Origin of the sequence: Methylobacterium sp. ME121, from assembly GCF_000974725.1 — a bacterium.
Classification (GTDB): domain Bacteria; phylum Pseudomonadota; class Alphaproteobacteria; order Rhizobiales; family Beijerinckiaceae; genus Methylobacterium; species Methylobacterium radiotolerans.
This window is the reverse complement of the sequence record NZ_BBUX01000116.1, coordinates 1-11,518: the sequence shown is the minus strand read 5'-3', so window position 1 is coordinate 11,518 and position 11,518 is coordinate 1. Positions and strand designations below refer to the sequence as shown.

Sequence of the window (11,518 nt, the reverse complement as noted above, 5' to 3'; positions counted from 1 at the left end):
GGAGGACCTGTCCCATAGCGCCTCCTTCCATGCGGCATCAGTCGTACCACCACATAGCGGGACCGACCATCTAATTCCTCCCGCTTTTTTCCAAGCGGCGTCATCCGGCCTGTTAGCAAGGATGAGGGCTCGGTCCGGAGCTGTAATGCCCGTTGACGATTGCTCGCCAAGTCGATGACTTGGCGAGCGCGCTGAAGCCATCAACGCATGCAGCACGTCAGCCTCGCAATCCCTCAGCCTTGCATTTTGCTTACGACATGTTTGAGCAAAAATAGGCCGATGGTGGTAGACGTTAATCCGAACATTATTACATACAAGTAGTCTACCTGAAGTCCTGCATATGGGTAGTATGCAGATCTTACCCATTCCGCCGTTTGTAGTGCGGGATTGAATTTCATCCAGAAGTACACTTTTTCGGGAAGATAGCTCGGCATAAACATCACGCCGCTAGATACATACAATATGATACTGAAAAGCGCGTATCCGATCATCCAACCTGGAAAAAATCCAATGATTGCGACGTTAATTGTCCCCACCCCAATGCCGAGAATGATCGCGGCTATATAGCCGCCGACGGCAGTAAGCGGGTCCGAAGGAATCGGATCTACCCCTATCGCCACAAGCACTGAGCTGACAACGAGCAGCGCTAGGAAGCCAGTGACGATCTCGACGAGGATGCGTGAAAATATCAAGTCAAAAAGTTTAACCTGAGGATAGTACGTCAAAGGGCGATTCATGATCACAGATTTCATGACTTCGCGGGAAATATACTGAAATAAAAGAACAGGAACAGCGCCGGTTGCGAAAAACATTGCTCTATCATCGCCGAGTGGCGCAGGTAGCTTCTGGAATGTGTAGATCGCGATCAGCAAGAAGATGTGGACGCACGGCCACAGAACTACGACGCCGTAGCCCCAGATGGATGCGCCGAATCGAGTGCGCATATCGCGCAGGATAAGCGCATGTAGGACATGCAAATATGATTCGAGCGGGCTCCGGCGCTTGTCGGCCGGCGTAGAGACAATCATGGGACCAAACCTCGGTTCGATCGAGGCATCGGCGCAAACATGGGCGAAAGTGCGTTTGTGTCACCGGGTCGACCCGACCCGGCAGGTCTGCGCGTCCAGGCTGAACGCTGTCGGCAGGAACACGGTCCGTTGGGACGGTTGCCGTCCGATGCATCCTCTCCGCCTCGGATCCCGTCTCGATCGGAGTCGGCCTGAGACAGAGTAGGATCCGCGTGAAAGGTTGCCTGCGATACGGGACAGATCAACCCGCCTATCCGGTCCTGCACCGTAGGTCGCGGCAACGGTAGCGAAGCTCGCGGTTCTGCGCCTGGACGCGCCGGTGTCTGATCGGGAAGCGACGCCCTCGCAGCGTCCGGATAGAGCCGACCAGCGCTCGCCCGTCTCCATATTACACGGTCGGTCGACGGCCGTACATCGAGCGACTCTGTCGATCGTAGCTGGCGATCAGGCGGGTCGATTGACGTCTCGAACGGCTTATGGCCCAAGCATCTCTCCGGTGACGCTTTTGAGAACGAGTCGATGGTCGGAGATGACACGCTGGCGAAGGCCCTGGCCGATGTGCGGAAACGGCGAGCGGATCTTGAGACTGATTACAAGCGCATCACGAGCGAGTTGAACAAGCTTCGAACGGCCGAGCGATCACTTGCAGTGATCGTCGAGGGCACCGATGTTGAGGAGAGTAGCGCATTTCCCAAGCTCATCCCTGCGGACGAGATGCAGACCCACTCACGTCGTGCAACCGGGCGCGGCAGCCGTGGTCCCCGGGCAAATTCGGCGAAAGGTCGATTGAAGGCGCTTCTGGACGGAACCGGACCGCAGGGGTTGTCGCACGCGGAGATCGAGCGCCGCCTACCCGACGTCGCCCCAAACACGTTGAATACGTATCTGAGCATGATGGTCACGGGCGGTGAGGCGGTGCGCCGAGGCGACTTCTACGTCGCCGTCGATTCCATCGCTCACAACGATGCTGCGACTGAGCACGCCTCGGACGAGACTCAGTCGGACGGGGATGCGGACGCAAGCGCTGCGGAGTGAGGCGGATGTGTTTCGCCGAGGCGCGAGGCTGGACCGGGAACGCGGCCGGTCGATTGAGTTGGAACTGCGGTCAGGCCACTGACTTGGCCGTCGCGACCGTGGACGCCGCGCGTTGACCGCTTGACGGCGCCCTCAGAACGCGGCGCCCGCTCACGCGGGCACTTCAAGCGAACCGCTGGCCTCCGAGTCGGTGTCGGATGTCGGCTGCTGCCGCAGACGCCAACCGATCCAGATCAGAAGGGCCGCGGGAATGGATAGGAGAAAGCCTAATCCGATCGTGCCGATGTGGCTGGCCAAGCGCCCATATAGGCCGCCGGTCACGCCGTCGTGCCACGAGGCCAGGGCCATGCCGACGGCTGCGAGGAGAAGAAGGACTGGAAGCTTGAACCACCAGGGCAAGGCTGCCGCGTGCTCAGCCTTCGCCTCGGGATCGGTCTGAGGCGGTTCGGCCTCGCGCTGTCTGAGGAGCGCTTCCATCTGGATCTGGAAGGCTTGCTGGTCTGGACTGCTTCGAGCCGCCGGCGAACCCCAGTTCTCTGCTGGGCTGGCTGCTAGCGTCGAGGTGTCCTGGACCAGAGGCCCGACCAGCGGACCCGGGATCGCGGCCTCTGCAGCGACCATGAGGCGTGCTTCGTGCCGGCGCATGAACAGCCACAGCGCCACAGCGCCGAAGAGGACAAAGGCGAGCAGACTCAGCCCGACCGGCCCCATGAGATTTTCGATCGAGCGCCCGCACAGGTAGGCACCAAAACCCATGATCGAGGCCCAAGCCATGCCACCGAAAGCGTTGAAGGCTATGAAGCGGCGGGCATCGAGCTTGTTCACGCCGGCGAGCACGGCCGCGTAGGCGCGCAGCATCGCGGTGAAGCGGCCGAAGAACACGATCTTTCCGCCATGCTGGCGGAATAGGTATTGGCCGAGCTTGAGCCGACCATGGTCGAGCCCAATCAGATGGCCCTTGCGCAGGAGCAGGGGTAGGCCCCATCGCCGGCCCACCCAGTAGCCGGCATTGTCGCCCAGGATCGCGGCAGTTGCGGCGATTGCTACCACAACGGCGATGTTGATGTTGCCGGTACTGCCAGCATAGGCGGCCGAGGTCAGCAGGATGGTCTCACCGGGCAGCGGCAGCCCGGCGCTCTCCAGCGTGATGATGGCGAAGATGGCGAAGTAGCCATAGTGCGCGATCAGGTCGGTGATCGGCAGATCGTGCAGGGAGGTCATCCAGCGTCCCTTTGTTTCGGAAAGCGCCGACTGTTGGCTCTAGGAAGGTGGCGGTACAGTGACGCGAAGGCATACTGTCGCGACCGTGGCGCATCCCGGTCTCCGGATGCCAGGCGAGCTATAAGGCTGAGAGATTCTCCTGGGTTGATCGTTCGCTGACAGGCACTCCACGCAGCCGTATCATCTATTGCAGTGCAGGCCGACGGGGCTCTAAACGAATGTCGTTGCACTCTGCGCACCCTAGACGAGCGGGCATGACGGTCGAGATTCGCGGTAACCTCAGCGCCAACAACATCGTGCTGTCGGAGAAATTTCGGCGCTATTCCACCGGCAGCATCCTGTTCAACGGCGAGGGCGCGCGCGTCGAGATCGACGGGCCGGTGACCAGCGGAGATTTTTCTCTCGCCATCGGCTCGCATGCCTCAGTCACGATCGGCGCGGACTGTGTGATTGGACGGCTCACCCTCAACGCGTTCGGCGAAGGCGCGCGGATCGACATTGGGCGCGAGGTTGGCTTCGCGGGTGCTGTAAGCCTCAGCACACATGAGGGTGCCCAGATCAGCATCGGTGCGCGCTGTCTGATCGCGGGAGATACGGTATTCAGCGCCTCGGACTTCCACCCGGTGTTCGACGTCGCCACGGGCGAGCGCATTAATTGGGCAAGCGATATTCGGGTCGGGGAACACGTCTGGGTGGGAGCTCGGGCCATGATTCTGAAGGGAGCGAGTATCGGCCGAGACTCTGTCGTCGGTGCCGGCTCGATCGTCACCAGCGACTTCGACTCCAACAGTCTGATCGTCGGCAATCCGGCCCGGCTCCTGCGCTCTGGCGTTTGCTGGAGTCACTGATGTGCTGCCGCGCGCTTCGGATCCGCGACGCTTCATGTGCCCCGTCCAGACCGATAGCGCTCCTGTTGCCGCTGAGCTAAGAACGCCGGACATTCAGCAGGGTAAGCTCGGACATTCGCGCGATCCGGTGCGGAGCGGATCAGTGAAGGGGCTGCGATGATGCGTTGCGAATCCGCGTGCCGCAGTGATGAAGGACGACACGTGAGTGGCGAACAAGATCGAACCGGGATTGCCCGATGATCCGCCATACCCTCCTCCTGCGTTTCGGCTCCGGAACGACACAACGGGAGCGCGATGCTACTCTCCAGTCGCTCATCGGGCTGTGCGACCGCGTCGGGGAGGTCGCCTCATTCGCCTGCGGTCCGGATGTCGATCTGCGCGCGCGAGCGGAAGGCTTTACGCATGCGTTCGTCGTCATCTTCGGAAGCCCGTCGGCGCGTGACGCGTTCCACGCGCTGCCGGACTACGCGACCATCCTGAACGGGCTGTCGCAGGCCGATGTCACCATGCATGTCGCCGAGTAGAATCTTGGCCGGGTCTTGCGCGCCCGAGCCCAGAGCGGCTTCCAGATTGGGGTAGCTCAACGATATGCCTGTCAGGATTGACGACCGCGGCGCGAACAACCAGGTCGACGCGCCATCCGGGTTCCTGGAGACCTACGATGGAACGATCACCTTCGAGGGACACCACAACCACGTGGTGATCGGGCACGGGTCGAACTGCAACGGCATGTCGATTCTGTGCCGATCGCACGGAACGATCCACGTCGGCGACCACGTCCGGCTCGAGACCCTCCGTGTCTACCTGCTGGCCGCATCGAAGCTGATCGTCGGCGAGCACACCGCCTTCGTGGGCGACGCCTCGATCGCCGCGCACGAGGCCCGAGACATCACCATCGGCCACAATTGCCTGATCGCGGGCGGGGTGAGCTTCACGGTCAGCGACATGCACTCGATCGTCGACGTGGATACCGGCGAGCGGGTCAACCCACCCCGCCCGATCCAGGTCGGTCACCGTGTCTGGCTCGGGACTAGGTCGACGCTTCTGAAGGGCACCACCATCGGGGACGGCTCGATCGTGGCCGCCAATTCCCTCGTAAGCGGCGAGGTCGCCGCCAACGTCCTCGTGGGGGGCATTCCCGCCAAGGTGCTCCGCACCCGGGTGTCGTGGCGCAACGACTTGATCTGAACGGCCGCCCTCTCGCCGAGCGCCCCGCGCGGCCCCTTCGTCGCGGGCGGCCTTGCCCTCGCCGCATTGCCGCGACACCTCCCGAGGTGTCACGCGTGCGAGGCCCCGATCATCCCACCGCTTGACGAGCCCTGTCCGATGCCCATCGACGGCGCGCAGGGCCGGGGGGCGAGCCTCGCCGATTTCCGAATTGCCGCAGCGGGTGATCCATGCTGGATGCGTTGGAACAGATGAATCTCGCGGGTCACTGGGTGGAGAGCATTCTCCATATTGGGGCCAACGAGGGCCAGGAACGACACGATTACGAGGCTAATGGCGCCAGCCCCTGCCTCTATGTCGAGCCGGTCGACGCGGCCTTCTCGGCCTTAAGGACCAACCTCGCCGCCATGCCGTTCCACCGTGCGATCCAGGCAGTGTGTGCCGAGCGCGAGGGCGAGGAGGTCATGTTCAACGTGGCCAGTAACGGCGGCCAGTCCTCGAGTCTCCTGCCCCTCGGCGTGCATGCCGAGCACCACCCGGACATCGTCTACACCGGGGCGCAGCGGATGGTGACGACCACAGTTGACCGAATTGTAGCGGAGTTCAGTCCGGGACGGATGCCCAACCTCCTGGTGATCGATGCGCAAGGTTCCGACCTGCAGGTGCTACGGGGCGCGACGCGGAGCCTGCCGGCGGTGGACGGGGTCTATATTGAGGTTAGCGAGGCCCCGCTCTACGAGGGCGGCTGCACGCTGGACGAGATCACGGGCTTCCTGAAAGGCTTCGACCTGCGCCTGCGGTGGCTGCGCCTCAACGGTGCGGGGCACGGCGAGGCCTTCTACTGCCGGCCTAAATCAAGGGCCATCAGCATGCCCGACTACGATGGGGTGGTGAGCGAGGGCAAGCCGGCGGCGCAGAGCAGCCTTTGCGAGTGGTCTTACTTCGACGCGGCGAACGGGCCGCAGGGGGGGGTCGACGGTCCGCTGACCGGGCGCCCCGGGTTCCACACGGACATCGAGGACGCGCCGTGGTGGCAGGTGGACTTGGAGGCAGTACACGCCCTGAACGAGGTGCGGGTCTTCAATCGCATGGACTGCGCCCGGGAGCGTTCGCGGACGCTACAGGTACTCCTGTCGGATGATGGCGAGACTTGGCGCTGCGTGCACGATCAGGCTGGCCGCACATTCGGCGGCGCGGATGGCCGTCCGCTGCAAGTCCAGCTCGTGGGGGAGCAAGCCCGGTACGTGCGCTTGCAACTGGCTGAACGCGCGTTTCTGCACCTCGACAAGGTGCGGGTGTTCTGACCACGGTCGCGCCGATCCAGACCGGCCGCGTTCATGGCCCCATCTCTCCGTTGCCCGCCGCACCGCTCTGGCAGATCGGCTTTCATCCGTTCTCCTGCGAGGCCGACGTCGCGGCGGGCTAAGCGTCTGGACTTGCTCCAGTTTAGATATTGTTGGCGAATTGGGTGAATCGGTTTGAGATGATGGGCGTTTCCGGATCATGGCGCAGAGCGCGCCTTGTCCGGGAGATCGAGAATGTCTCCCCATCCCACACTCGATTCCCGCGTCCCACGCGAGACCGCGACCGTCGCCCGTGCCGCATTCCCACGCGGTCATGCCTATCTCAGGCTGCGGGATGCTCTCGGTCCGATCGACACGGATATCCAGTTCGCTGGCCTGTTCGCACACGTCGGACAGTCGGCGGCCTGCCCCTAGCGGCTGGCGCTGATCACGCGACTGCAGTTTTCCGAGAACCCGTCCGACCGCTTTGCGGCCGATGCGGTGTGAGCTCGCATCGATTGGCGACTGTATGGCGGGTCAAGTCATGAGATCGCTTTGGTCGAAGGTTTTGTCGTCAGGAATGAGGGCGTTGGCCAAAGTGACGAGGCGACGTCCCATCGCGAAGATGGTTAGCTTGGCTGGTTTGCCGGCGTCTTGCATGGCGCGATAGGGCTTGCGGAATTCCGGGCAGGCGCGGGCCGCGACCATGCCGGCCATGTAGAAGGCCGTACGCAGGCACGGCCGGCCGCCGACGATAGCGTGCCGGCCGGGATAGGCTCCGCTCTGGCTGGGGTGCGGTGCCATGCCGGCCAAGCTCGCAGCGGCCTTGCGATCGATCTGCCCGAGTTCGAGCATATCGGTGATGAGCACGCAGGCGATGCGCCGGCCAATCCCCGGGATCGAGGTGAGGATGACGCGCTTGCGGGCCAGTACCGGGTTAGCTGTGATGCGTCGGCCGAGTTCGGCCTCGACCTCGGCGCAGGCCCGCTCCAAGGTCTGGATGACCACCCGATGGCTGTCGGTGATCCTCGGGTCGAGGGCCTGTGCCAGCCGGGTCTTCTCCATGGCGGTCAGCTCGGTTCCATGGCGGTCAGCTCGGTTCCATGGCGGTCAGCTCGGTTCCATGGCGGTCAGCTCGGTTCCATGGCGATCAGCTCGGTGAGCTGGCGTCGACGCGTCGACAGGGCTTTGAGGGCAGCCTGCTCGGCCGTCGGGACGGGGCGGAGGAATTCGCTCATGCGGTGAGCGAAGCGGCCGATCAGAGCGGCGTCCACCCGGTCCGTCTTGGCGATCAGTCCCTCGGTCGGCCTCGACCTGACCGATCCCGGTTTCGACGCCTCGGTCCTGAGCGAGTTCCGCTCCCGCCTCGTGGCCGGCGAAGCCGAGGCCCTGCTGTTCGACACCCTGCTCACCCCCTGCCGGGAGTGCGGCCTCCTGGCCAAGCGTGGCCGTCAGCGCACAGACGCGACCCATGTCCTCGATGCGGTCCGCAGCCTCAACCGCCTCGGCTGCGCCATCGAGACCTTGCGGGCCGCCCTGAACGCCCTGGCTGTTGCCGCGCCGAACTGACTACGGGCCCATACGGATCCGGTAAGGGCTCGCCAAGCGGCCCAATCGGTCAGGCGGCCTGAGAGTTGACCGAGGCCCTTGAACAGTTCCAGGGCAGGAGTTCGGCCAGGCGTTTGGCCGGATGATCGGCGAGGCGGGTGAGCACGTCGCGCAGGTAGGCTTCCAGATCGAGCCCGTTGAGCTTGGCCGTCTCAATCAGCGTGTAGAACGCGGCCGCCCGCTCGGCGCCTCGCTCCGAGCCGGCGAACAGGTAGTTCTTGCGCCCGATCGCGACGGACTGCAGCGCCCGCTCGGCGGGGTTGTTGTCGAGGGCGATCCGCCCATCGTCGAACACCCGGGTCAGCGCCGCCCAGCACACCAGCATGTAGCGGAATGCCTTGGCGAGATCGGAGCCGCCGGAGAGCTGCGGCAGGATTGTCTCAGCCCAGGACTTCAAGGCCGCTGTGAGCGGTCGTGATCGAGCTTGGCGCTGCCGCAGGCGCTCATCGGGTGGCTTGCCGCTGACGGATCGCTCGACCTCGTAGATCACGCCGATCCGTTCCAGAGCCTCGAAGGCGACCGCCGAACCGGTCCTGGCATGAACGTCGAAGAACTTGCGCCGCGTGAGGTATGGCTGTGTCAAGCCCGACCGGCTCCGTGCTCGGGTCACCAAGGCATGAACCCGCCTGCACCAAAAGTGCGGAAGGACCAAGTTTGCCGTATCGCCTGACACCATTTCGATCACATCGCCCCGACAGCGCTGACCGATGACGCCTCGCTCAGAAACTGCCAAGTGCTGTGCCGAGCCTGCCATGCAGCCAAGATGGCGGTAGATATCGACGTGATAGCACGCGTGCGGCGGGTGAGCGATAGGCACGCGGGCATCAAGTGCCCGCATCGACGCCCGTTGCTGGGCGGTAGGGCGAACCCGTACAAGCGGCTCATTGGCGGCCGCGTCGTACGCCGCCACCTGGGTGAACAGCAGGAGTGACGCTGCTGGCATCGCCTGCCGAAGGGATGATCAATCGTGCCCTGCGACGTCGTTCACTTTCATTGCAGGGTTATCGCAAGCACCGCGGCTGCCAACCCGCGGGAGACTAACTTGTGAGCCTCGTTCGGCGGTAGAACGCCGTCTAAGCATCGCAATGGGCCTTGAAAAGGACCGCCAGTCGCAAAATCGATCTGGCTGGCTCGAATACTGTAGAAATCGACACGAATAGCTTATCGTTCCGACATGTACCCTGCAATGTCCGCAAAATAACGCACTAACCCGTGGTTTAGGATCCGTCCGTAACTCGACAAGATCATCGCGCAGCTCAAACTTGACGTGGGTGCCCGCAGGGCTGTAGCAGCCGTGCATCTTTGGGACGGGACGGGTTCATGACGGCCAAGCGAGCGCTGATCACGGGAGTGACGGGCCAGGACGGCGCGTATCTGGCGCAGCTGCTCCTGCAGAAGGGCTACGCCGTCACCGGCATCGTGCGGCGCTCCAGCCATGCCGGCGTGTTCGATCACCGGTTGAAGTGGCTCGGCATCCTCGACGATGTCGAGCTGGTCGACGGCAACCTGCTCGACCAGTCCGCCCTGCTGCGCATCGTCCAGGCGGCCAAGCCCGACGAGATCTACAACCTCGCGGCCCAGTCGTTCGTGACCTCGTCCTGGCAGCAGCCGCTGCTGACCGGGCAGGTCACCGGCCTCGGCGCGGTGCACATGCTGGAATGCCTGCGCTCGGCGGCGCCCCAGGCGCGCTACTACCAGGCCTCGACCTCGGAGATGTTCGGCCTGATCCAGGAGGCCAAGCAGAGCGAGTCGACGCCGTTCTACCCGCGCTCGCCCTACGGCGTGGCCAAGCTGTACGCGCACTGGATGACGATCAACTACCGCGAGAGCTTCGGGCTGCACGCGTCGAACGGCATCCTGTTCAACCACGAGAGCCCGCTGCGCGGCGTCGAGTTCGTCACCCGCAAGGTCACCGACGCGGTGGCGCGGATCAAGCTCGGCCGGCAGAAGGAGCTGCGGCTGGGCAACATCGACGCCAAGCGCGACTGGGGCCACGCCCGCGACTATGTGAAGGCGATGTGGCTGATGCTGCAGCAGGACCGCCCGGACGATTACGTGATCGCCACCGGCCGGACCACGACGGTGCGCGACATGTGCGAGATCGCGTTCAAGCACGTCGGCCTGAAGGTGGACGACCACCTGATCGTCGACCCGGCGCTGTTCCGGCCGGCAGAGGTCGAGGTGCTGCTGGGCAACCCCGCCAAGGCCAAGGCGACCTTCGGCTGGGAGGCCGAGACCAGCCTCGAGGCGCTGATCACCGAGATGGTCGACGCCGACATCAAGCGCCTCTCCTAGTCCGCGTGCTTAAGCGTATCCTCGTAACCGGCGCATCGGGGTTCGTGGGGAGACACGTCCTCCGGGCGTTTCGTGACGCCTTCGCCTCAGCCGAGATCCTGGGCATCGGGCGCCGGGTTTCCTTGGAAGTACCGGAAGGGGTTGTCTACGAGACGCTCGACCTTATCGATACGGCCGCAGTAGCGCAGCGGATCGGAACATTTCGGCCGACCGAGGTGCTTCATCTCGCTGCCGAGTCTTCGATACTCCGCGCCGACAGATCGAAATTTGAGACTTGGCGCATCAATTTTGGCGCGTTGTACAATCTGATCAACGCAATCGAACGAACCGGAGAGCCCTGTTCTTTCGCCTACGTCAGTTCGAGCGAGGTCTATGGACGGGCGTTTATCAATGGGTGTCCCGCCACGGAGCAGACAGCCCCGCAGCCGATGAACGCGTACGCCCATTCCAAGTGGCTAGGCGAGCAGCTGTTGCTCAAGTCGACGGGCGGGACCTGCCTCAAGCCGATTGTGCTCCGCCCATTCAATCACATCGGCCCTGGACAAGATCTGGCCTTTGCGGTCGCCTCTTTCGCCCACCAGATCGCCCTGATCGAAGCCGTGCGGCGCCCGCCCCTTGTGGAGGTGGGCAACCTCTCCGCACAGCGCGACTTCCTCGACGTCTCGGATGTCGTGGCGGCCTACATCAAGGTTCTCCAATGCGCGGAGGCCTTTGAAGGCCCTCAGATCTTCAACATCTGCTCCGGGCAGTCGCGCAGCATAGAGAGCATGCTGACGAGCCTCCGTGCGCTATCCCATGTCGCTTTCGAGATCCGTCCCGATGCCGCAAGAACGCGGCAATCCGATGTGCCCCTGGCGTTCGGGGACGCCCGCCACATCCAGCAAGCGACCGGCTGGGCACCGAAGATCGATAAAATGACGTCTTTGGCGCGGATCTTGGACGACGCCAGGATGCGGGTTGCCGTCGCCGAATCGTAAGAAGGACTGCGGAGAGACAAGTGCGCGATTGGAGCGAACGGGTGCTACCCGTGATT

At 63.5% G+C, this 11,518-nt stretch carries 8 protein-coding genes and 6 pseudogenes; 10 read left to right on the top strand and 4 right to left on the bottom strand.

Features of this window, described 5'->3' with window-relative positions; all coding sequences use genetic code 11:
* Nucleotides 1-233 precede the first annotated feature (233 nt).
* The gene (locus ME121_RS34710) at nt 234-1,028 is read right to left on the bottom strand and encodes an ABC transporter permease (protein ID WP_089231621.1); all 795 of its coding nucleotides are present in this window, start codon (nt 1,026-1,028) and stop codon (nt 234-236) included.
* Between the two features lie 519 nt (nt 1,029-1,547).
* Here ME121_RS34710 and ME121_RS31520 point away from each other — a divergent pair.
* Nucleotides 1,548-2,063 carry a hypothetical protein gene (locus tag ME121_RS31520; protein WP_059410238.1) on the top strand — a complete coding sequence of 172 codons (516 nt, stop codon included), beginning with the start codon at nt 1,548-1,550 and terminating at the stop codon, nt 2,061-2,063.
* A gap of 585 nt (nt 2,064-2,648) precedes the next feature.
* Here ME121_RS31520 and ME121_RS34705 read toward each other — a convergent pair.
* Nucleotides 2,649-3,284 (bottom strand): annotated as a pseudogene (locus ME121_RS34705) (DedA family protein); the annotation flags it as partial.
* A gap of 254 nt (nt 3,285-3,538) precedes the next feature.
* On the opposite strand from ME121_RS34705, the gene ME121_RS31510 reads away from it, so the two are divergent.
* The 5 genes and pseudogenes from ME121_RS31510 to ME121_RS34700 all read left to right on the top strand — a co-directional run.
* Nucleotides 3,539-4,132, top strand: a complete 594-nt coding sequence (locus ME121_RS31510; RefSeq protein ID WP_059410236.1) for an acyltransferase — start codon at nt 3,539-3,541, stop codon at nt 4,130-4,132.
* A gap of 236 nt (nt 4,133-4,368) precedes the next feature.
* Nucleotides 4,369-4,656, top strand: coding sequence for a Dabb family protein (locus ME121_RS31505; RefSeq protein ID WP_059410235.1), 288 nt, complete (start codon nt 4,369-4,371; stop codon nt 4,654-4,656).
* A 64-nt stretch (nt 4,657-4,720) separates the two neighbouring features.
* Nucleotides 4,721-5,320: an acyltransferase gene (locus ME121_RS31500; RefSeq protein ID WP_059410234.1), complete on the top strand. Its 600-nt coding sequence runs from the start codon at nt 4,721-4,723 to the stop codon at nt 5,318-5,320.
* 209 nt (nt 5,321-5,529) lie between these two features.
* The gene (locus ME121_RS31495; protein ID WP_059410233.1) at nt 5,530-6,603 is read left to right on the top strand and encodes an FkbM family methyltransferase; all 1,074 of its coding nucleotides are present in this window, start codon (nt 5,530-5,532) and stop codon (nt 6,601-6,603) included.
* Nucleotides 6,604-6,837: 234 nt separating this feature from the next.
* A pseudogene (locus ME121_RS34700) lies at nt 6,838-7,086 on the top strand (IS5/IS1182 family transposase); the annotation flags it as partial.
* Between the two features lie 36 nt (nt 7,087-7,122).
* Here ME121_RS34700 and ME121_RS31490 read toward each other — a convergent pair.
* Nucleotides 7,123-7,892 (bottom strand): annotated as a pseudogene (locus ME121_RS31490) (transposase); the annotation flags it as partial.
* On the opposite strand from ME121_RS31490, the pseudogene ME121_RS34695 reads away from it, so the two are divergent.
* Nucleotides 7,885-8,145, top strand: a pseudogene (locus tag ME121_RS34695) (IS5/IS1182 family transposase); the annotation flags it as partial. The pseudogenes ME121_RS31490 and ME121_RS34695 sit on opposite strands and share 8 nt — an antisense overlap.
* 55 nt (nt 8,146-8,200) lie before the next feature.
* Here the strand turns inward: ME121_RS34695 and ME121_RS31485 are convergent.
* A pseudogene (locus ME121_RS31485) lies at nt 8,201-8,752 on the bottom strand (IS66 family transposase); the annotation flags it as partial.
* Between the two features lie 120 nt (nt 8,753-8,872).
* Here ME121_RS31485 and ME121_RS34690 point away from each other — a divergent pair.
* The 3 genes and pseudogenes from ME121_RS34690 to ME121_RS31475 form a co-directional block, all read left to right on the top strand.
* Nucleotides 8,873-9,121 (top strand): annotated as a pseudogene (locus tag ME121_RS34690) (hypothetical protein); the annotation flags it as partial.
* A gap of 389 nt (nt 9,122-9,510) precedes the next feature.
* Complete coding sequence (gmd, locus tag ME121_RS31480; RefSeq protein WP_059410231.1) at nt 9,511-10,485, top strand: GDP-mannose 4,6-dehydratase; 975 nt, start codon at nt 9,511-9,513, stop codon at nt 10,483-10,485.
* A 5-nt stretch (nt 10,486-10,490) separates the two neighbouring features.
* Nucleotides 10,491-11,462 (top strand): NAD-dependent epimerase/dehydratase family protein, encoded by a 972-nt coding sequence (locus ME121_RS31475; protein WP_059410230.1) that lies wholly within the window; start codon nt 10,491-10,493, stop codon nt 11,460-11,462.
* The last annotated feature ends 56 nt before the right edge of the window (nt 11,463-11,518 follow it).